The sequence below is a fragment of the Flavobacterium sp. FlaQc-30 genome, assembly GCF_044005885.1.
Lineage (GTDB): Bacteria > Bacteroidota > Bacteroidia > Flavobacteriales > Flavobacteriaceae > Flavobacterium.
The window spans coordinates 153995-176141 of record NZ_JBIPCO010000011.1 but is presented as its reverse complement, the minus strand read 5'-3'; the positions used below and the strand labels follow the sequence as shown (position 1 = coordinate 176141).

At 34.6% G+C, this 22147-nt stretch carries 14 protein-coding genes; 1 reads left to right on the top strand and 13 read right to left on the bottom strand.

Annotated features, from left to right (window positions below; genetic code table 11):
- Nucleotides 1–143: 143 nt before the first annotated feature.
- The 12 genes from ACHRV0_RS21070 to ACHRV0_RS21015 form a co-directional block, all read right to left on the bottom strand.
- Complete coding sequence (locus ACHRV0_RS21070; protein ID WP_395442394.1) at nt 144–890, bottom strand: rhamnogalacturonan acetylesterase; 747 nt, start codon at nt 888–890, stop codon at nt 144–146.
- Between the two features lie 532 nt (nt 891–1422).
- Nucleotides 1423–2769: a glycoside hydrolase family 28 protein gene (locus ACHRV0_RS21065; protein ID WP_395442393.1), complete on the bottom strand. Its 1347-nt coding sequence runs from the start codon at nt 2767–2769 to the stop codon at nt 1423–1425.
- 139 nt (nt 2770–2908) lie between these two features.
- Nucleotides 2909–4912 carry a pectate lyase gene (gene pelA / locus ACHRV0_RS21060; RefSeq protein ID WP_395442392.1) on the bottom strand — a complete coding sequence of 668 codons (2004 nt, stop codon included), beginning with the start codon at nt 4910–4912 and terminating at the stop codon, nt 2909–2911.
- Between the two features lie 8 nt (nt 4913–4920).
- Nucleotides 4921–6519, bottom strand: coding sequence for a glycoside hydrolase 43 family protein (locus tag ACHRV0_RS21055; protein WP_395442391.1), 1599 nt, complete (start codon nt 6517–6519; stop codon nt 4921–4923).
- 199 nt (nt 6520–6718) lie between these two features.
- Entirely contained in the window at nt 6719–7939 is a 1221-nt protein-coding gene (locus ACHRV0_RS21050; protein ID WP_395442390.1) for a glycoside hydrolase family 105 protein, read from the bottom strand.
- A gap of 24 nt (nt 7940–7963) precedes the next feature.
- Nucleotides 7964–9169, bottom strand: a complete 1206-nt coding sequence (locus ACHRV0_RS21045; protein WP_395442388.1) for a glycoside hydrolase family 105 protein — start codon at nt 9167–9169, stop codon at nt 7964–7966.
- A gap of 13 nt (nt 9170–9182) precedes the next feature.
- The gene (locus ACHRV0_RS21040; RefSeq protein ID WP_395442386.1) at nt 9183–10382 is read right to left on the bottom strand and encodes a glycoside hydrolase family 105 protein; all 1200 of its coding nucleotides are present in this window, start codon (nt 10380–10382) and stop codon (nt 9183–9185) included.
- A gap of 311 nt (nt 10383–10693) precedes the next feature.
- On the bottom strand, nt 10694–11659 hold the full coding sequence (locus ACHRV0_RS21035) for a DUF4861 family protein (protein WP_089054083.1): 966 nt from the start codon (nt 11657–11659) through the stop codon (nt 10694–10696).
- A gap of 10 nt (nt 11660–11669) precedes the next feature.
- Nucleotides 11670–12605: an alpha/beta hydrolase fold domain-containing protein gene (locus ACHRV0_RS21030; RefSeq protein WP_395442385.1), complete on the bottom strand. Its 936-nt coding sequence runs from the start codon at nt 12603–12605 to the stop codon at nt 11670–11672.
- A gap of 103 nt (nt 12606–12708) precedes the next feature.
- The gene (locus ACHRV0_RS21025) at nt 12709–14382 is read right to left on the bottom strand and encodes a RagB/SusD family nutrient uptake outer membrane protein (protein ID WP_395442384.1); all 1674 of its coding nucleotides are present in this window, start codon (nt 14380–14382) and stop codon (nt 12709–12711) included.
- A 12-nt stretch (nt 14383–14394) separates the two neighbouring features.
- Nucleotides 14395–17526, bottom strand: a complete 3132-nt coding sequence (locus ACHRV0_RS21020; RefSeq protein ID WP_129024955.1) for a TonB-dependent receptor — start codon at nt 17524–17526, stop codon at nt 14395–14397.
- 44 nt (nt 17527–17570) lie between these two features.
- A complete protein-coding gene (locus tag ACHRV0_RS21015) occupies nt 17571–19001 on the bottom strand; it encodes a glycoside hydrolase family 28 protein (RefSeq protein WP_395442383.1) in 1431 nt (476 codons plus the stop codon).
- Nucleotides 19002–19290: 289 nt separating this feature from the next.
- Here ACHRV0_RS21015 and ACHRV0_RS21010 point away from each other — a divergent pair, with 289 nt between their 5' ends.
- Complete coding sequence (locus ACHRV0_RS21010) at nt 19291–20319, top strand: LacI family DNA-binding transcriptional regulator (RefSeq protein WP_129024953.1); 1029 nt, start codon at nt 19291–19293, stop codon at nt 20317–20319.
- Between the two features lie 191 nt (nt 20320–20510).
- Here ACHRV0_RS21010 and ACHRV0_RS21005 read toward each other — a convergent pair whose 3' ends face one another.
- On the bottom strand, nt 20511–22133 hold the full coding sequence (locus ACHRV0_RS21005) for a UxaA family hydrolase (protein WP_129024952.1): 1623 nt from the start codon (nt 22131–22133) through the stop codon (nt 20511–20513).
- Nucleotides 22134–22147: the final 14 nt, after the last annotated feature.

Here is a 22147-nt window from a genome sequence, read left to right as displayed (position 1 = left end):
ATAGTTGATGGTTAATGGTTAACGGTTAATGGTTAATGGTTAATGGTTAATGGTTAATGGTTAGTACTGAATCTAGAAATCTAATGATTAACAAATGTCAAATTTCAACAACCATAAACTATAAACTATAAACTATAAACATTTTACATTTTGCAATTATCCTTAAGTTTTTTTAGCTGTGGATCTTCTGACTGTTTTATTTGATTGATGACGATTTGTGCAATTTTTGTGGCTCCTAGTAAAGAGAGGTGCGTATCATCGGCTTTGTCTTTATCATAATAAGGATTCTCACCTGCTTTAAAATGCAAATGCAGCTGTTTTGACTTTTCGGGACCGTAAGACTGCTCTAGAAGTTCTGTGTAATACTCTAAATCAATAAAAGGTACTTTGTATTCCTGCGCCGTCAAACGGGTTTCTAGGGGATAATCGCCATGGGTAGGTACGAGAACTCCTTTTTCATTAAAATTACGTCGGGCAATTGAGGTTAATAAAACCGGAATTGCTCCTTTTTCTCTGCTCTCTTTTACAAAACGAATCAGATTGTATCGATAGGTCGTATGCGGATTTGTATAACGTGTTGAGTCTTCTATTTTTTCGTCGTTGTGTCCAAATTCGATAAAAACATAATCGCCTTTTTTTAATTTTTTATAGATAGAATCCCAACGTTTTTCGTTGATAAAACTTTTGGTGCTTCGACCATTTACGGCTTTGTTTACGACTACGATATCATTTTTAAAAAAGGGCTGTAATACCTGCGCCCATCCGTGTTCTGGGTTTTTATCAGGGTCTTTTTTATTTGCCATTGTCGAATCGCCAATTGTGTATAAGGTTGTTTTTTGTGCAAAACAAGCTGATGTAATTAATAATGTTAAGAAGATGTATTTTTTCATTTTTGTTTGTTTTTTTGTTTTCATGCTCCCGATCTATCGGGATTGCTGATTTATGTCATTTCGACTGAAAGAAGACTCGAGTGATAGCGAATAGAGGAAGTAAATCGCACTAGTAGCTCGACATAGCAAATCCCAATCGTTGCGGAATTCTGTGTGTGATTTCTCCTTTTGGTCGAAATTACAAACTATGTTTTATCGCACTTTATGTCATTTCGACTGAAAGGAGAAATCGCACTAGCAGCTCTGCACAGTAAATCCGAATCGTTGCGGAATCCTGTGTGTGATTTCTCCCTTTGGTCGAAATGACAAACTATGTTTTATCGCACTTTATGTCATTTCGACTGAAAGGAGAAATCACACTAGTAGCTCGACACTGTAAATTTCAATCGTTGCGGAATTCTGTGTGTGATTTCTCCTGACGTCGAAATGACAAAATGCATCTAATAATCTACTTCTCTGCGTCTCTACAAAAAACCTTTGTTCTTCTGTCCCTCTGCCCCTTTGCTCCTTTGTCCCTTTGAACCTAAAAAAACTAATGCTTAGAAACTGCCGTAGGCACTCCTGCTCTTTTGCCAATAAAAACATCTGTCATCAAAACATTTTCTGCATTTTCATTTGACAGGGCATTTTTTGCTTCTTTTATTTCGATATTGTTCAGTGATATGTTTCTGATTTTTTTATCTGGAAAACCCTGAATTACAATTCCAGATTCTGATGCTTTGTTACAGGTAATATTAGAAAAATGAATGTTTGAAATATCCGATTGCCAGCCTTTTCCTTCTCCATGATAATTTGCGGTCATATACAAACAGTCTTCAACTTGATCTAATTGTATGTTTCTAACAAAAACATTTTTAATATAACCACCGCGGTCGGCATTGGTTTTTAAATAAATTCCTCTTTTTAAATAACCTATTGTTTTGCAGTTCTCGACAAACACATTCTGCACTCCTGCAGACATTTCGCTGCCTATTACCACTCCGTGAAGTCCTTTAAAATTACAATTTCTAATTACAATATTCTCGCTTGGCGTTGCTGTATTGGCTCTTCCTTCGTGATCTCTACCGGCTTTAATGGCAACGTTGTCGTCTCCATTATTAAAGGTTACATTTTCAATCAAAACATCTTTTGCGTATTCAGGATCGATTCCGTCGTTGTTATGGTTTAATGATTTATAGCTGATGCCTCGAACGGTAATACTTTGTGATTTTAAAAGATGCAGGCACCAAAACGGCGAATTTTCGATTCTGACATTCTCAACTAGTATATTTTTGCAATTTAAAAACTGAATCATCTGCGGACGTAAAAAATAGCCTTCTCCAAATTTTCGGTCTTTTAACGGCACATTATTATGGTTCATGTCACGGCTTAACTCCTTGCCTGGACCTTCTTTTGCTTTAAAACTTCTCCAGACTTTTCCGCCTTCTCCATCAATAGTTCCTTCGCCAGTAAGCGCAATATTAGTACAGTCAGCAGCATAAATAAGCGGACTATAATTGTAAAGCATAGTTCCTTCCCAGCTTGTTAAAACCAAAGGATAATCTTGAGGGTTATCGCTGAATTTTATTTTGGCTCCTTTTTCTATTTTCAAATTTACATTGCTGACAAAATGAATAGGCCCGTTTATTTTAAAAATTCCTTTTGGAACAATAATGGTTCCTCCGCCTTTCTTTTTACAGAGCGCCATTGCTTTATCAAACACTGTTTTATTGTTTGTAATAGAATCTCCTTTTGCTCCTATTTTTACAATATTAACTTGATATGCCGGAAATACAGGAAGCTGAATTCTGTTTACTATGGAATCGACTTTTGCTGTTGGAAAATCATTTTTCTGAGCAAAGGAAACGCAGGATATTAATAAGATAATTAGATATTTCATTTTTTTTAGGTTCTAAGGTTCTTAAATTTTAAGGTACAAAGGAGCAAAGGCTCAGAGGTTCAAAGGTTGATTCGAATACTTCGTATTTTCGTTCCTACGGATCTTTGCAACTTTGTTCCTTTGTACCTCTGAACCTTTACTAAAAATACCAATTAGGCACTATATCTTTTAGAATATTTTCTATCGAATATTGCTCTGCTTCAGTTTTTGTAAGCTGATGTGACCATGTGACTCTTTTCTTTGGTTGAAATCCTTCGCCGCTGTTATTGTATTCGGCATAAAAGGTATTTTTCTCTGCATCGGGTTTTGACCAATTTTCCCAGCCTTCGGGTTTTATATGTTTGCCTAATTCGCAGTCGATAAAAACGGTTTTGGCATAAATACGCCAGGGTCTTCCCAGATAAACAGCGTTTGCTTCAGGTTCTGCGGTTAGTTTGCAATTTTTAAAAACAAAACCATAAGCAACTCCTTCGGGAGTTGAAGCAGCTGTTACGTACGAACTTTTAATGCTGTGAATGACGCAGTTTTCGAATAAAGCTGTAGCTCCGCCAAAAATAAAATCGGTTGTTCCTTCGATATAACAGTTTCTAAAATACTGCTTGGCATTTTTTCCTGATAAATATAGGGTGTCTTGATTTCCTGAAATAATACAGCTGGTAATTCTAGCACGATTCCCGGTAACTGATAATGCAATTGCTTGACCTTTATCGCCCGAAGCATTTTTAATGGTTAGGTTAAATGCTGTAAAATCATCTGCTTCTACTAAAAGTGTTGAAGTATAAAAGGTGCTGTTTCGTCCTAAGTTGATTTTCGAAAAATTATCATCAAAAGTAATGATCGTTTTTTCTTTACTTTCGCCAAATAAAATCAAATTGTTGTTCCATTCAGGCACTCTAAGCTTTTCGTTGTATGTTCCATTTTTAATGAGTATGGTTACTTTTTCATAAGGAAAAGAGGGGCTCGCATATATGGCATCTTGTATTTTGGTAAAATCTCCAGTACCGTCCTGTGCTACGGTAAAAAAAACAACTTTCTTTTTCTCTGCTCCTGTTTCTGAAACTTTCGTACCATTTTTAATTCCCCAAGCTGTATATTTTTTCAATACTTCTTTTGGTTCATCTGTATACCAAGCGTAACCGTTTCTGCGTTCTGCACCAATTTCATCTAGTGATTTCTTTTTGATTCCGTCACGATCACAAAAGAAAGGTTCGTTGTTATCCAATTCCATAAATCTTGCCCAGATTGGCGCGGCATTTTGAGTTGGAATCATCTTTTTATCAATAACTTTTCCTGCATCATTTAAAACACGCTTTTCTTCTAGATTGGTAATTTTTGTTTTTTCAAACCATGCATAGGCACTTTTTACAGCGGTCATAACCTCTGGTGAAGGTTTTTTAATTGCCATTAAAAGCAGTACAATTTTAGCTGATTCTTTTCCGCTTAGCGAAGGCAGTTCATACGCTCTCGCTTTTGCAGGAAGCAGTGTAACTTCGTCATGCTGTGCACACCAAGCTGTTAAAACTCCGTTTTGTTTATACTGTGTTTTGATGATGCAGTCTATTCCTTTATCAAAAGCTGTTTTTGCTTTGGCAATACTTTCTTTTGAAGGTTTGATGCTGTAGAAATCTGTTTCCTCGCTTACTTCTTTCATCACCTCTAAAATACGAACCATCGAATCGTCATTGTACGTAATATGGGTGTAATATCCTTTTTTTAAAGGATAAAATTGAGGCCAGCCGCCATTTGCATATTGTGCTTCCAGTAAATAATTTAACCCTTTTAAAAATGATTCTTTGTAACGCTCGTCTTTTACCTGAGCATACATTTTAGACATATAAAGCATTTCCTGAGTAGTTGCTCCATTGTCTGTTGTGGTTTCTTTTGTGGTCTTTTTAATATCGAGTAAATCCTTTTTCTGCGAAGGAGTCAGCTCATTCTGCATTTGAATATTCTTTGGCCAGCCCCCAATATCTCTTTGGTAAAGCAGTACATTTTCGGCAATCTTTTTAGCTTCTTCGGTACCAAACCATGAAGCATCGTTTTTACGAATTATATCCTGCCAATTTTTATAGGTGTTTTGTGCCTGAATACTAAAACTCAAAACAATACTAAAAAGCAATAGGATTTTTTTTAACTGATTCATTCTAAATTTTATTTCGTTACTCTAAACCAATCAACTGCCACATTTCCTGAATCGTTTGTTACTTTTTCGCTTAAAGCAAAAAGCCCCATTTTTGCACCAATCCATTTTCCTTCGATTGAAGTAAAATCACTTCCTATCGGCTGATAGTTTTTATCATCTAAGCTATAAAAGAAACTGCAAATTCCACCTTTTTTTACTTTTACTCTCAAATAAATTGTATTGCTTGAAATTAAAATAGGTTTTGTTTCTGTTTCTGAAACGGTTTTATTAAAAGTTCCTGTTTTTTGGTTTAGATATAATTTTCCGTTATCGTTTTTAAAGCACAAATAACTATAATCCAATCCCATAATAATCAATCCCGTCGATTCTCCGTTTAATCTTGCATTGAAAGTTAATTTGGCTGTTGCCGAAAATTCTTCAGCAGGAAATTTTTGAAGCAATAAATTTGGTGCATCAAAAATTCTTTTACTGTCTTTAATTGTGGTCATGCAAAACAAATTCAAATAACCAAGACTTGTAGGCAACCCCCAGTTGATCTGAGAATTTGCGTGCCACTGCCATTGCAATCCTAATTTTGGTTCGTTAAACTCATCTGATGTTGCAGGGGTTTCTATTGGATATTTTTTGCCAACATTTGGCTTTTTATAAGTTGTAACCGGTTCTCCTATTCCATTTTTATCAAAATCCTGTCCCATAACCGGCCAATCTTTTTCCCATTTCATAGGCTGCAAATGCACAATTCTTCCGTAAGCACCTTTATCCTGAAAATGAATAAACCAGTCTTCGCCTGTCTGTGTCTGTACCCACGCTCCTTGATGCGGACCGTTTATTTTGGTTGATCCTTGTTCTAAAACTTTCTTCTTTTCATAAGGTCCAAAAACATTTTTAGATCTTAAAATAGTCTGCCAGCCTGTTGGTACTCCTCCAGCTGGTGCAAAAATGTAATAGTAATTGTTTCTTTTGTAGAATTTAGGACCTTCAATGGTACCTTCACTGTCATGTCCGTCAATCACCATTACTTCATCATTATTAGCAATTGTTCCTTCGGCATTCATGCTGCACACCACAATTAAACTTTTAATCTGCGCTCGGCTTCCTGCAAATGCGTGCACTAAATAAACTTTTCCATCATCATCCCAAAGCGGACTCGGATCAATAAGTCCTTTTCCTGCTTTTACTAAAAGCGGTTCTGACCAAGGTCCTTCAGCCTTTTTAGCTTTTATCATATAAATCCCAAAATCGGGATCTGGATAATAAATGTAAAATTCGTTGTTGTGAAAAGTAATACTAGGCGCCCAAACACCGTTTCCGTGCTGCACTTTATCATACGTTTCAAAGGGCGGCTGTTTTGGCAGCGCGTAGCTTATAATTTTCCAGTTTACCAAATCTTTCGAATGTAAAATTGGCAATCCCGGAATACAATTAAAAGACGATGCTGTCATATAAAAATCATCTCCAACCCTTACTGCATCAGGATCTGAATAATCGGCATGAATAATTGGATTTGTATACGTTCCGTCTCCATTATCTGGTGTCCATACTTGTGCTGTATTTTTCTGAAATGAAAATACGGAAAGGAGAAGAACAGCGATTTTTATACTTTTCATTTTTGTTTTGTTTTGTTTTTTTGTCATTTCGATCCCGAGGCTTCGGGAGAGAAATCGCACTAGAAATTCCGTACAGAATGTCTTCAATCTTTGTCGAATTACGAGTGCGATTTCTCCCTCTGGTCGAAATGACAATACTTTGTGCTTTCCTAATAATTATACTAACCAATCATTAATAATTAATAATTAACAATTATAACTATCTATTTAATTCTAAAGCAGCCAAAATAAAAGGACCAGTTGCTTTAGGATCGTTGTCTTTTTTTCTTTCGTTTACATAATATTCATAAGAACCATCACGGTATGGAGTTCCTCCTAAACCTGCAACTTGGCAGCAATTTGTTAATGTAATACCACCGTCTTCATCTACTTTTTTGATTAAAACTGTTGTTAATCCGTCAAAAGCTTTGTTGGCTAATTTTTTATACTTTGCAGGAAGATATCCTTTGTTTGCTCCTTTTGCAAAAGCATAAGCAAACATTGATGATCCTGAAGCTTCTAAATAGTTTCCTTTTCCTCCTGCTTTATCTGTAACTTGATACCACAATCCAGATTTATCTTGATATTTAACCAAAGCTGCAGATACATTGTTTAGATACTTAATTAATTCTGCTCTCTTTGGATGTTCTTTTGGCATATAATCTAAAACGTCAACAAGTGCCATTGCATACCAGCCTAAAGCTCTTGACCAGAAATTTGGTGAGTTTCCTGTAACTTTATTTGCCCAAGGCATTGCTTTACTTTCATCCCAACCGTGGTACAATAATCCTGTTTTAGGATCTGTGGCGTGTAATTGAATCAACTCAAATTGTTTTGCGATGTCATCAAAACTTTTTCCATTCTCAAAAGTCGACGTGTATTCTGCGTAAAATGGTTCTCCCATATACAAACCGTCTAACCACATTTGGTTTGGATAAATTTGTTTGTGCCAGAATCCGCCGCTCGCTGTACGAGGCTGCTCTGTTAATTGTTTGCGAACCAATTGCATTGCTTTTAAATATTTATCCTGTTTTGTTTCGGCATAAATAGCAAAAAGTAAGCGCCCCGGAACCACCAAATCGATATTGTATTTATCTAGTTCGTAGGTTTTAATCGTACCGTCTTCCTGCACCAATTCGTCTACATAACCTCTTATATAGGCTTTGTAACGTGGATCTGGATTTTTTTTGTACAATTCTTCGATAGAGTGTAATACTAAGGCATGAACATAATCCCATTTTGGTTTTTTAGAATCGTCGATCATGTAACTTTCTGGATGACGTTTCATCAAGGTTAAAGCCATTTTATCTGACCATTTCATGTCTTTCGAAATAACGATTTCCTTTTTTGCAGTTTCCTGTGAAGTTACTTTACAGCCCGTTAAAGCCATTACGCAAACTAATAAAACCGACATAAAACTGTGTTTCCTACTATTTTTCATTTCAAAATATATTTAAAAATTCTACTATTGTTCTACTTCTAATGCGGCCAAAATAAATGGACCTAATCCGTGTGAGTTATCTATTTTTATTTTCTCTTTTATATAATATTCAAAAGAACCATCGCGGTACGGATTTCCTCCTAATCCTGCACTGGCACAAACTTGTGTAATATGAATTTCACCATCTGCATCAACGGTAACCAATTTTTTAGTAATGGCATCAAAACCTTTTAAAGCGAGTTTTTTATACGATTCTGGTAAATATCCTTTTTTTGCTCCTTTCGCAAAAGCGTAAACAAACATTTCAGATCCGGAGGCTTCAAGATAATTACCTTCTTTATTTCCTGCATCGGTAACCTGATACCATAATCCAGATTTGTCTTGATATTTTGCCACTGCTTTTGAAATATCGTTTAAATACTGAATCAATTCTTTTCTTTTTGGATGTTCTTTTGGCATGTAATCCAAAACATCAACCAATGCCATCATGTACCAGCCAATAGAACGTGACCAGAAATTGGGTGAAGTTCCTGTTTCTTTATTTGCCCAAGGCATTTGTTTACTTTCGTCCCACGCATGAAAAAGCAATCTTGTTTTTTTGTCCAGCGTGTGCAGATGAATTTGTTCGAATTGTTTGGCAACATCATCTAAATCTTTTCCCTTATCAAATTCAACCGTATATCTTGCATAAAATGGTGTTCCCATATACAAACCGTCGAGCCACATTTGATACGGATATATTTTTTTGTGCCAAAATCCTCCTGAGTTTGTTCTTGGATGTGTTTCTAATTGCTTTCTTAAAGTCTGCATTGCCGTTAAATAACGATTATCATTTGTTCTTTTGTAAAGTTCAAACAAAAACTTACCCGGATTTACATAATCGATATTATAATCTTCGAGTTTGTAGTTCATAATTTCTCCCGAAGGATTAACTACTGTTTCTCCGTAAGCTTTGATGTAATCGCCGTAAACAGGATTATTTGTTTTTTGATGTAATTTTTCAAAAGAAGTCATCAATAAACCCAATTTATAATCCCATTTTGGTTTTTCGTTATTATCGACCTGCCAAGCTTTTGGAGCACGTTTGATAATAGAAAGCGCCATTCGCTCTGACCATTTTAGATCTTTTGAAATAGTATTGGAAGACTGCGCCGAAATTGCATTAAATGAAAATACAATCGCACTTATCAGTACAATTCGGGCAAAACTAAAATGGCTTTTCTTTATCATAATAAATCGTTTGTTATTTATTTAATTCCACTGCACTCAGCAAAAATGCGGCTAATGCAGGCGAACTGTTATCTTTTGTTTTGCTTTTTGCATAATATTCATTTGAACCATCTCGGAAAGGTTTTCCGCCCAATCCTACATTGGATGAAACATTTGAAATCGTAATCTCATTATTCTCGTTTGTTTTGACAAATTCGTTTACATATGCATCAAAAGATTTTTGCGCTGTTTTTTTGTACGATGCATTTAAATATCCCTTATCAGCTCCTTTTGCCAAAGCATAAATAATCATTGCTGAACCTGATGATTCTAAATAATTACCTGTCAATTCTGGTTTATCGGCAACTTGATACCATAATCCTGACGGGCTTTGCGCTTTGACTGCATTCTTGGCAATTTCATTTAAATATGTAACTAGTTCTTTTTGCTTTGGATTGCTTTTAGGGAAATAATCCAATGTTTCTACTAACGCCATCATATACCAGCCAATTCCTCTGCTCCATATTGTTGGCGAAGTTCCTGTTTCTTTATTTGCCCAGCCAATTTCTTTACTTTCATCCCAAGCCTGATATGGCAATCCTGTTTTTTTGTCTAATAAATGATTGTGAACCAATTCAAACTGTTTAGCTATATCGTCTAAACCTTTACCTTTTTCGTACTTAACCGTATATTGGGCATAAAAAGGTTCTGCCATATACAAACCGTCAATCCACATTTGATTTGGATAAATTTGTTTGTGCCAAAATCCTCCGCTTGGTGTTCTTGGCTGACTTTCAAGCTGCGTTCTTAATTGTTTGATAACCGTTAAATAGCGATTGTCTTTTGTTTCTTCATATAAATTAAACAGTAGTTTTCCCGGATTTACATAATCGATATTGTATTCTTTAATATCATATTTAGCGATGTTTCCATTGCTGTCAATCAGTTCATCTTCATATTCTTTGATATAACTGAGATATTTTTTGTCTTTTGTTTTCAAATACAATTTCTCAAAAGCAGACAAAGTCAAGCTCATTTTATAATCCCATTTTGGTTTCTCTGTTCCGTCGATCTGCCAGGCTTTCGGGTATTTATTCAGAATTGTCACTGCTGTTTTCTCTGACCATTTTGAATTGGCTGAAACTGCAGTTTTATTCTGATTTTCATTGTTCTGAGCAGTTGTAAAAATGCTGTACAACAAGAAAAACGCAAAGACTGTTTTTTTATAATTCATTCTTATATTTTGTTTTGCCACTCCCGATAGCTATCGGGATAATGGAATATTTGGATTATTCTTTGCTTGTTTTAAACACATAGAAACATTCCCGAAAGCTATCTGGATGAAAACTTAATAAAAGCCGTTTCACTTGTATTAACAAACATTAGACTTGTTTCTTTTATACTCCTTTGAAAATACAATAATTCTATGTTTATATGTTTAAATATTTTCACGCAGATTTGCTTCGCCTGTTCGCTATCGCTCGGGTAGCAGATCCAACAGATTTTTTCGAATCATTTTAATCCTTATAATCTGTGACAAAAAAATTACATTTTTCCTTTTTTGTTCAGAATTTCTAATTGAGCGTCTAAATATTTCACGAAATCTTCTTTCGATTTTATCCCGTTTTGTTCTTGTTCCCAAGCCCCTAAAAGGTAAAATGAAGTCGCTTTTGTTGTTGGTTTGAAAACTAATAAGTAATCTAAATCAGTATCAGCAATATTTTCGATTGTGTTTACCTCATAAAAAATAGCCATTCCTAATTTATCTGGAACTAGAGACTGTACGCCGTACGTTGCCAAATATGCCCATTTTTTGTTTTTACTTTCTTTTTTAAGAAGTTCTGTATTTTTCTGTTTTACAATTCCAGTACAAATTCCTTTAATTTCTTTTGAAGCTTGAATGGTATGCTTTGTATAAAGCTGATCTGGTTTTATTGTTAACGTTGAAGTAAAATCAATTTTATCTGAAGCTGTTTTCCATCCATAATAATTCACTTTTACGCCCGATTCGTTGTTTTTATTTACAACAGTTGCAATTGTAGAATCTACTTCGCGGAAATGCAATTTTTCGTTGTTTAAATAACGATCAATTGATCCAATCCCAATTCCTTTTCCTGCTTTTAGAATATCCGCTCCCCAATCGCTCATTTCGTGATACGAATCAAAATTATCCTGACCTACTATTGGCAGAATCATTTTAGAAGTTTTCTTTCCAAAAATATCAATCGCATTTCTCCAGTCTAGATACAAACGGTATCCAATTCGGTTACTTTCCCATCCCGGACCTTCGTAACGAATATCAAAAGAATGATCTGTATGCTCTGGAGCTAATTTTAGTCTGTCTACATTTTTAAAAACGGTTCCGCCTTTGTATTTTCTTCCCTCCCAATGTCCATCTGTTTTAGCAGAAATTTCGGCATATGTTTTAGCGGTTTTAATATCATACTTTTGAGCATTTACTGATGTCAAACCAATTAAAAATAAGGCTGCGACTGTGATTTTTGTTTTCATTTTATTGCAATTATTTGAATGTCTTTTTTAAAAAATTAGTTGTAAAATCAACGGTTGGATTAAACCAAGGCTGAAAAAACCAGAAGGAATGAGGCGAATTTTCGATTGTCTGAACCTCACTGTAAATCTTATATCGATTTAGAGTTTTTATCATATCATCTCTTCCGGCATGAAACCTGTCGATACTGCTGTTTATAAACAATATTGGAGGTGTATTTTTATTGGTATGGCTTAAAGCCGATGCGTTTTTCCAGTTCTCTGTTTTTTCTTCATAAGAACCTCCAAGCCAAAACGATGCCATCTCTCCTTCCGAAGATTCTGGATGCCTAAATGCCAAAATGCCGTCTACATTGATGATTGCATTTACTTTTGAAGATGATTTACTTTTATTTGAAGGATCATCAAAAGCCGAAATTCCATTTGTTGTACCAATCAAAGCTGCCATTTGCCCTCCCGAAGAACAGCCTAAAACCGCAATTTTGTTTGGATCTACATTGAATTTCTTTGCATTATCTTTTATAAATCTAATTGCATTTTTTACATCATACACGCCGTATGGATATTTTGCTTCGAGCGATAATCTGTATTCTATTGTAAAACAAGAATAGCCTTTTGAAGCTATTTCTTGTGCCAAAGGATTCATTTGGCTTTTATTTCCTGATCTCCATCCGCCGCCATGAATCATGATTACAGCTGGATTTTGTTTTTGTTTGTTATTTACAAAAGCATCTAAATGCAGTGTTCTTTCTTTTGATGTAAAATAAGCCACATCGCCAATTTTATCGACGTTTTCATTCTCAGCGATAACTGGAATCGTAATCGACGGGTATTTTTTTATCAATTTAGCATAGGTGCTTTTTACAGTGTACGAAGTGTCGACACTATAAGTCTGCTGTGCATTTGCAAAGCATGTAAGTCCCAATAAAATCAATACAATTTTTCGCATTAAAATCCTTTTACTTTTTAGTTAAGAAAGGAGTTCGGCACTTTGGCCAAACTCCTTTTTAACTGCTTCAAAAAAACAATAGTCTCAAAATATTAATCAATTACTAATAACCAGGATTCTGAGGAAAATCTTTATTTTGGTTTAAATCTAAAACCGATTGTGGAATTGGTCTTAAGATTTTAAGTTTACCGCCTACACCAACAAAGTTGGATGCTTTAATTTTATAATTGTATGCTGAAGCTCTGTCAACTAATGTTCCAGTACGCTTCAAATCAAACCATCTTTTATATTCGCCTAGCAATTCTCTACCTCTTTCATCAAGAATATAATCGATAGTAAATTGTCCGATTGTCGCATTTGCAACTCCCGCTCTTTTTCTTACTTCATTTAAACGAGCTAAACCTGTTCCTGGTTGTCCTGCTTTTAAATACGCTTCTGCAGCAATTAAGTAAGTTTCTCCCAAACGAGATACGATAATATCTCTTGTACTTACTGGTCCTGTGCTTGAAGGTGTAGTTGGATCTGGATCGTCAAACTTCTTCACTGGAATAGTGTAACAGTCTAAATTTTTAATTAAAGTATGAGCTGCAGAATATTCTCCCCAAGGATGGTAAACAAACGTAGCCGCTTTTCTTGAAGCATTTGCAGTTTCCCAAGCTGTTCTGTCAGCAGGTGTAAACCATTTTGGCTCGTAAAAGTGTCTTACTTTTAATGATGCTGGATTTGAACTTCTATAGTATGGATAGTACAAAATAGTTTTAGTAACTCCATTTGTAGTTTCTGGACCTTCAAGAATTTCAGTCATGAAAGTAGCATCCCATCTTTTATCTCCTTTTTCATATAATCCTAAAGCATAATCTGTCGGGCATAAATTGTAGCTTCTTAACGGTGCTCCAGTTTCTGCTCCACCTAAGTAAGAACTAAAATAGTAAAACTGATTATTCCCCAATTTTGTCGGGTCTGTACTTGTTGATGCTTTATCATATTGTACAGAAAAAATCGTTTCAGCATTTAAATCGTTTCCAGGTTTAAATAATTGATCAAAAGCAATTGCCAAAGTTTGTCCTGCAATCGCAGCATCAGCATAAGATGCAGCCTTAGTAAAATCATCTGCTTTACCAAATGTTTCGTATCCTCTAGTTAAGTAAACTTTTGCCAATAAATCATTTACGGCTCTTTTGTTTACTTTTCCTGCTGAGCTATAAGCTGCTGTTCCAACATTTGCCAATGCGAAATCTAAATCACCTATAATCTGTGTATATACTTCTTCAGCCGAATTTCTGGTAAAAGATAAAATTGGTGTTGAAATATAATCGTTTACAACTGGAACACCTCCGTAAGTCTGCACCAACAAAAAGTAAGCTTGTGCTCTTAAAAATCTTGCCTCACCTACCTGAGCATTTAAAATTGAAGTCTGCTCTGTTATAGTCGAAAAATGAATCGTTTTATTTACCGCCTGAATCAACTGATAACAAGGATTGTATAAATCTGCCACATTATCTGATGAAGGTATTAAAAGTGTATACTGACTTAAACCTGCAGGTTCTGGTCCTCTTCCTTCTGCATACATATCTGTTCCTGCCTCAAAAAGCCAAGGATTTCCGCCATATATGCCTTTTAACCAAGCGTAATTTGTGTTTACCAATAATTGAAATCCTGATGCGGTTTTATAGGTTGCATCTGCCGGTACATAAGAACGGCTTTCTTCTTCAATATAATCACTGCATGAACTTACAGATACAGCGATTATTCCTAACATTATTATTATTTTTTTCATTTGATATCTTTATTAAAATTTAACACTTAATCCCAATTGTGTAGTAACAGATGCTGGACGATTTACTCCAAATGGCGAACCTGCCCACTCTGGATCGTACCCGTCAAATTTTGTAAATACAAATGGGTCTAAAACATTTACATAAACTCTTAGATTACTGATTTTTAATTTTTTCAACAATTCAGAATCTAGTGTATAACCTAAAGATATATTTTTAATTTTTACGTAAGAAGCATCTCTATAATATCCAAATAAAGAAGTCCAATAAGCTCCAGCTCCTGTTGCAACTGGTCCTGGTCTTGGATTTTCATTGTTAGCATTAGCTGCGATTCCTGTACCGTTAGTTGGAATAAAGTAATCCATTGCAATTTTCTGACGTCCTCTATCGCTTACATCAGCAAAATTTTGGTGGAAAGTACTCAAAACAGTTTGTCCTTGACTAGTTAAAACTGAGAAATTGAAATCAAACTGTCCAACAGTTAATTTTGAATAAAAACTTCCCTGCCATTCTGGGTTTGGATTACCAATTACAGTTCTATCATCTTGATTAAATTTACCATCCCCATTTAAGTCTTTTGGTCTTGCTTGTCCAGGAGCCATTCCGTAAGTTGCTGCCTTAGCTGCTTCACTTTCTTGCCAAACTCCATCATAAACATAATTGTAGTTAGGATTCAAAGGTGCGCCAAGGATCAATTTATTACCAATATCACTTACTTTGTCTTGATTGTAAATTGACTCTAATTTGTTTACGTTTTTAGTAAATGTAAAAGTTGTTTCCCAATTTACATTTTTAGATTTAATGTTTTTTGTTGTCAATAAAACCTCAATACCTTTGTTACTTACAGATCCAACATTTGCAAATGTATTTTTCCAACCTGTTTCTGCTGGTAATTGCTGCTTGTAAATTAAATCATCTGATAATCTGTCATAAACGTCAACACTACCGCTAATACGGTTTTTTAAGAACCCAAAATCAACTCCTAAATTGTATTCTCTTGTTTTTTCCCAAGTTAAATTTGGGTTGGCTAAATTTTCTGACTGCCATCCAGAAACAACATTTGCTCCTGCAGCATAAAATGTCTGCTGATTTAGTAATGCTTGAGAAGTATATGGTGCAACGTTATCATTTCCTGTATAACCTAAACTCGCACGTAATTTTAAATCAGAAACTACTGAACTGTTTTCTAAGAAAGATTCTTTGCTGATTTTCCATCCTAATGCTACAGAAGGGAAACTTTGCCATTTATTACCTTCAGATAAAACAGAAGAACCATCCCATCTTGTAGAAGCTGTAATTAAATATTTGTCTTTATAAGCATAGTTTAAACGAACTGCATAAGAATTTAAGGTGTTCTTTGCATAAGATGATTTTACTACATAACTAGTTTGTACTCCAGAACCCATGTTATCTGTTCCTACATCAAACGGCTGATTGTTAGAATACAAAGAAGAAAACTCATCAACATTTGAGTACAAACTTTGTAATAACAACAAACTAAAATCATGTACATCGTTAAATGTATGTTTTAAATCAATTTGATTGTCCCAAGTATAATTGAAGTTATTTGAGTTTTCAAGAGTTGCAGAGTTTTTTCCGTTTAATGTTACCCCTGCATTTGTTTGTGCAGTATAAGCCTTTGAGCCTTGCGTATCCATAATACCTGCAGCAAATGTAGTTTTGAACGAAAGCCATTTTAGAGGCTGGTATTGAAAATAAGCATTACCAACTGTCTGCCATGTTTTCTCTGTTTGAGAAGAATTAGCAATTTCCATTAATGGGTTTACTGTAGACGTTTTATTAATTGCCCAAGAACCATCAGGATAAGTTAATTTACCAGGTAAGAAAAATAAAGTTCCTACTTTTTCATTTCCAGCTGCATCAACAGCCCAAGGAGACATTAAAGGACTTAGTCTAAAAGCATCCTGCATAGCTAAATCACTTCCTAATTGATTGTCTAATCTAGCAATTGTAACATTTACTCCTGTAGAAAACTTGTCATTAATTTTATGATTTAATCCTAATTTAAAAGAGTATTTGTCTGTTGAATCATTATCGATAAGACCTCTGTCACTTTGAATACCAAATCCTAAGTTATAACTCAAACCAGAATCTGAACGACCAGAAATATTTAAGTAATTATTCTCAGTCATTCCAGTTTTAAGTACTGCATCATACCAGTCATAATTGTAACCGCTATTGGCACGAGAAACTAATAATGGACTTTGATTTCCTGCTAATGCTGCTAATTGAGCTGGAGTCTGAGTTGCAGGAGTAGCACTCATGTAAGCAACTTGGTGAAATTTCCACCATTCTTCTCCCGTCATCATTTTTGGAAGTCTAGCTGCTGTTTTATTTCCATATGAAGTATCAAATGTTACGCTGATACCTGCTTTTGCACTTGTACCACTTTTTGTCGTAACGATAATAACTCCATTTGATCCTCTAGAACCATAAATTGCGGCAGAAGATGCATCTTTTAAAACATCCATTCTCGCAATATCCTGTGGATTTAAGAAATCAATTCCATCCATAGGAACGCCGTCAACTACATATAGTGGAGAAGAACCAACCATACTTGGATTACTAGAATCTGCGATTAGAGAGTTATTTCCTCTAATTACAACTTTAAATCCATCACCTGCACGACCTGTACTAGATGAAATTTGAACTCCGGGAGTACTTCCCTGAATTGCTTCAAGCGGACTGATCGTGTTTCTTTCTGTAATTGTAGCCGCATTAATTGTACTTACTGAACCGGTAAGATCTGTTTTCTTAACAGAACCGTATCCTACTACTACAACTTCATTTAATGAATTTGACTGCTCTACAAGACTAACATTTACTTTGCTTTTTCCAGCAACACTTACTTCCTGAGTTTGAAAACCCAGATAGCTTATTATTAAAACTGCTTTATTACTTGTTACATTTATCTTGAAACTTCCTTCAAAATCTGTCGAAGTTCCATTTTTGGTTCCTTTCTCGTTAATGTTTACCCCCGGCAGTGACAATCCCGACGCATCTGTAATTTTCCCTTCTATTGTGGTAGATTGTGCTTTTGCTGAAAAGCTCAACAGGAAATTTAGGAAAAATAAAAATACAATATTGTATTTTATTTTTTTCTTTAATGATTGTTTAATGTTCATAATTTTGTTTAGTGGTTTTTTGGTTAATTGATAGTTACTCGTCTTTAATTATTTACTTTTTTTTCATTGATATAGGTATTAATAAATTTTATATTCTTAACATTTTTTAATTTATAGATCGAATCTACTTTTTGAATTTTTACGTTCTTAAGTGTTACATTTTCTACTGGAGACTCTTTGTAACCTTCTGCCCAAACGCTGTATTTTCCACCATTTTTTACATTTACATTCTCAAGACTTATGTTCCTTATCGTTGGTATAAAATTTCCTGTTTGTGATCCATAAACATTATAAAACATGTTTAACTTCAATACACATTCTTTCACAGTTCCTACTTCAAGGTTTCTAACATAAACATCTTCGATTACACCGCCTCTTTTTGAATTGGTTTTGATTCGAATGGCACGATCCAAATTTGGACTGTCCATATTGCAGTTTTCTACAAAAACATTGTTCACTCCGGCCGATATTTCACTTCCAATAACAACGCCTCCGTGCCCGTCGATCATTTTACAGTTTTGCACAATGATATTTTTACTTGGTAATCCAACTCTTCTTCCGTCACCATCACGACCTGCTTTAATAGCAATGCAGTCATCACCTGTATTGAAGGTACAGTTTCTAATTATTACATTTTGAGAATACTCAGGATCGCAGCCATCGTTATTTGGTCCGTGACTGTTTACCGTTACACCATCAATAATCATATTGTTTGTTTTGATAGGATGCAAAATCCAAAAAGGAGCATTTATTATGGTTACATCCTTTACTAAAACGGTGTTACATTCAAAAAACTCAATAAAATTTGGTCTCAAGTATCTTCCTTCTCCAAAAACTCTTTCCGCCACTGGAACTCCTTTTTCTGCCATATCAACCAAAACTTGACGGTTGTTTGGATCGTTTTGAGACGGAATACCTTTTTTCCATCCGTAGTTTTTTCCGCCAGACCAAATCCACCAATTTGTACTGTCTGCCTGTCCGTTTAAAGTTCCTTTTCCAGTTACAGCAACATTCGTTTTACCCTTAGCGTAAATAAGCGGTGAGTAATTCATTACTTCTGTTCCTTCCCAAGAAGTATGAACAATTGGATATTCTTTTGGATTCAAACTAAAAAGGATCTCAGCATTATCTTCTAAATGCAGATTTACATTACTTTCTAAATGAATTGGACCTGTAAGGTATTTCCCATTCGGAACCAAAACTTTTCCTCCTCCATTTGATGCACAAGCTTTAATTGCTTTTTCAAAAACTAAAGTGTTTGAAGTTTTTCCATCAGCTACTGCTCCAAAATCGTTTATATTATATGTTTTGTCTGAAAAATGAGTTTCTGGAATACTTTTTACTATCGATTCCATTCTTTTCCAAGGATCCGCCTCTGTTACAGCAGTAACTTTCTTTGAACATGATATAATCATCATGATCATTAAGCTGTAAAAAACAACCACTTTATACGTTATACTCTTATTTGCAATCATGTAAATGGAAATTATAGTTTAACAGGCGAAAACATCAACAATTATGTAATCGATTACACGAAATTAAAAAATATGTTCCACCCAACCAAATTTATTTAGAAATAATTTATACATTTAATTTTTATTAATAATTATTATTACATTTAATGCAAAAAATATTATAATTTATTATCATTGTAAAACAGAAATCGTTTAAGTAATGAATTATGGTAATCGATAACATTAAATATCACATTATATAAAAAAAATGTATTTTTGTCTATAAATTAATTTGTAAAATCTCTTTTTAATGAGCGAAAAAGTAACCATTTATGATATTGCCGAAAAATTAAATATCACTGCAGCTACTGTTTCCAGAGCACTTAACAATAATCCTAAAATAAAAGAAAGCACTCGGGAATTGGTTATTAAAACAGCTGCTTCAATGAATTACAAGCAAAACAAGCTTGCATTAGCATTAAAAAGCGGCAGAAGCAATAATATTGGAGTAATTGTACCGAGAATTGACAGCAATTTTTTCGCCTCTGTTATTAGAGGTATTGAAGAAGAACTGCATCCGCACGGTTATCAGGTAATTATATGCCAGACTCATGAAAGCAAAAAAAGAGAAAATGAAAATCTATATACTTTAATAGATGCACAGGTTGACGGCATTATCATGTCTGTTACTGATGTTACTTCCGAAAATGACAATGCTTTTCATAACGTACTTAGAAAAAATGTTCCGTTAATCTTTTTTGATAGAAGCAAACATATTGATGGAGTAAGCTCTGTAACTATTAATGATTTTAGAGGCGGTTATTTGACCACAAAACACTTAATTAATGAAGGCTGCAGATGTATTGCTCACTTATCTGGTGATCAATCTTTAGATATATTTAAAAATAGATTTTTAGGCTATAAGCAAGCTTTACTTGATAACGGAATGATATTTAGAGAAGAATATGTAATTCCTGTAAAAAGTAGTGTTGATGCCGGAAAAGAAGCTGTTGACAAATTATTACAATTAGAAACACCTCCTGATGCTATATTCTCTTCAAGTGATTTCGCCGCTTTAGGCGCAATACAAGAACTAAAAGAGAGAAACATCAGCATTCCAAAAGAATTTTGTGTCGCAGGATTCAGTAATGAACCTTTTACCAAATTCATGGAATTGTCTATTACTTCTGTTGATCAATCACCACTGGAAATGGGAAAAATGTCTGCTCGCGTTTTCTTAGAACAAGTAGACAAAACAGATACTATAAAAATAGAAAAAAAGGTTGTTCTTGCACCAGAATTACACATCCGTAAATCATCATCCAGAACTACCTTTTAGTTTTTTTTCTCAAACCATATAAGTCATATAAGTAAATTTAAGTTTACTTTAAAATATAACAAAAAAAGCAGCTCTTACAGAGCTGCTTTTTTATTGTAAGCACAATCTAGAATGAACTTATATAACTTATATGAAAAAAAAAAAAAAAAAGACGCACTGCTGTGCGTCTTTATATATGTTTAAATCTTTTCTTATAAAGAAACTCCTCTTTTCCAAGGAATAAAATCGTTTTGATTTAAAATCGCTGCTTTGGTTTTAATTGTACCACTTGCAATATCAATAATGAATTCTAACATTTCATCAGCCATTTCGTCAATTGATTTTTCACCAGTAATAATTCCACCGGTATCAATATCAATAATATCAGACATTTTAGTTGCTAATTGCGTGTTTGATGAAATCTTTACAACTGGAGCAATTGGATTACCTGTAGGTGTTCCTAAACCTGTTGTAAACAATACCATATTAGCACCAGATCCTACCATTGCAGTAGTACATTCAACATCATTTCCTGGCGTGCAAAGCAATGTAAAGCCTGGTTCGTTAATATATTCTCCATAATCGAAAACACCTGTAATTGGCGATGTTCCTCCTTTTTTAGCAGCACCAGCCGATTTCATAGCATCTGTAATCAAACCGTCTTTAATGTTACCTGGAGACGGATTCATATCGAATCCTGAACCTGCATCTACAACCGTTTTTTCGTACCATTGCATTAAGTCTAAGAAGCGTTTTCCATCCTTATCATCTACACAACGATTTACTAATTCTTGTTCTACTCCACATAATTCAGGAAATTCCGAAAGAATTGTAGTTCCTCCCAAAGCAACTAAATGATCCGATAACACTCCCAATGTTGGGTTTGCTGAAATACCAGAAAATCCGTCAGATCCACCGCACTCTAAACCAATTCTTAGTTTAGATAATGGAGCTGGTTCTCTCTTTATTTCATTTGCTTTTTTAATCGCTTCAAAAGTATCTTTTACAACGCTGCTCAACATGGTTTCAATAGTTCCAATAGATTGCTGATCGTAAATCAAAACTGGTTTTTTACTATTTGGATTTATTGCATCTAAAGCGTCTTTAAAAATTTGAATTTGCAGATTCTGACATCCTAAACTCAAAACAGTAGCACCAGCAACATTAGGATTGTTTACATAACCTGCTAATAATTTAGCTAAACTATGAGAATCCTGACGAATTCCGCCGCAGCCGCCTTGGTGCGTAATAAACTTAACTTCGATATTATTGAACAAGTTAGCATCATTTGAAGCTGCTTCATTTCCTGCTCCGCCTGTTTCTGATTTTACCAAAGAACGCAGTAATAACTGGTAATCGTTCTCTTTTGGTTTCATCAATTCTTTCTCAAAAATATCTTTTAAGATTTCGATGTTTCTGTTTTCACAAAATACTAATGGAAAAAACAACCATACGTTTTCAGTTCCAACCTGCCCATCTTCTCTATGATAGCCCTGCCAAGTTCTATCTTTCCATTTATCAATATTTGGAGCTGTCCAGCCAATAGTTTCTGTTTTACCAGTAACTTTATCACTTTCGTGTTTCACATTTACAGTAGAAAGCAATCCTCCTTTTTCAATTCTTGCACTTGCTTTTCCTACCAAAACACCATACATAATGATTCTGTCTCCCACATTAAAAGGAACCATTGCAATCTTATGTTTCATTTTTACATCAGACTCAATAGTAATTGATTCTCCTTCGAAATCAATTACTTCGCCCGCTGTAAGATTCACCAAAGCAACCGCTACATTGTCGGTTGGGTGAACTTTTATAAGTTTTTTTTGCGTTGCCATAATTAACCCTTGTT

Excerpts from the sequence above, each read along its gene's own strand:
- ACHRV0_RS21040 (WP_395442386.1), bottom strand. The coding sequence starts at position 10,382 with ATGAATTATAAAAAAACAGTCTTTGCGTTTTTCTTGTTGTACAGCATT.
- ACHRV0_RS21065 (WP_395442393.1), bottom strand. The coding sequence starts at position 2,769 with ATGAAATATCTAATTATCTTATTAATATCCTGCGTTTCCTTTGCTCAG.
- ACHRV0_RS21045 (WP_395442388.1), bottom strand. The coding sequence starts at position 9,169 with ATGATAAAGAAAAGCCATTTTAGTTTTGCCCGAATTGTACTGATAAGT.
- ACHRV0_RS21070 (WP_395442394.1), bottom strand. The coding sequence starts at position 890 with ATGAAAAAATACATCTTCTTAACATTATTAATTACATCAGCTTGTTTT.
- ACHRV0_RS21005 (WP_129024952.1), bottom strand. The coding sequence starts at position 22,133 with ATGGCAACGCAAAAAAAACTTATAAAAGTTCACCCAACCGACAATGTA.
- ACHRV0_RS21030 (WP_395442385.1), bottom strand. The coding sequence starts at position 12,605 with ATGCGAAAAATTGTATTGATTTTATTGGGACTTACATGCTTTGCAAAT.
- ACHRV0_RS21035 (WP_089054083.1), bottom strand. The coding sequence starts at position 11,659 with ATGAAAACAAAAATCACAGTCGCAGCCTTATTTTTAATTGGTTTGACA.
- pelA (WP_395442392.1), bottom strand. The coding sequence starts at position 4,912 with ATGAATCAGTTAAAAAAAATCCTATTGCTTTTTAGTATTGTTTTGAGT.
- ACHRV0_RS21050 (WP_395442390.1), bottom strand. The coding sequence starts at position 7,939 with ATGAAAAATAGTAGGAAACACAGTTTTATGTCGGTTTTATTAGTTTGC.
- ACHRV0_RS21010 (WP_129024953.1), top strand. The coding sequence starts at position 19,291 with ATGAGCGAAAAAGTAACCATTTATGATATTGCCGAAAAATTAAATATC.
- ACHRV0_RS21015 (WP_395442383.1), bottom strand. The coding sequence starts at position 19,001 with ATGATTGCAAATAAGAGTATAACGTATAAAGTGGTTGTTTTTTACAGC.
- ACHRV0_RS21055 (WP_395442391.1), bottom strand. The coding sequence starts at position 6,519 with ATGAAAAGTATAAAAATCGCTGTTCTTCTCCTTTCCGTATTTTCATTT.
- ACHRV0_RS21020 (WP_129024955.1), bottom strand. The coding sequence starts at position 17,526 with ATGAACATTAAACAATCATTAAAGAAAAAAATAAAATACAATATTGTA.
- ACHRV0_RS21025 (WP_395442384.1), bottom strand. The coding sequence starts at position 14,382 with ATGAAAAAAATAATAATAATGTTAGGAATAATCGCTGTATCTGTAAGT.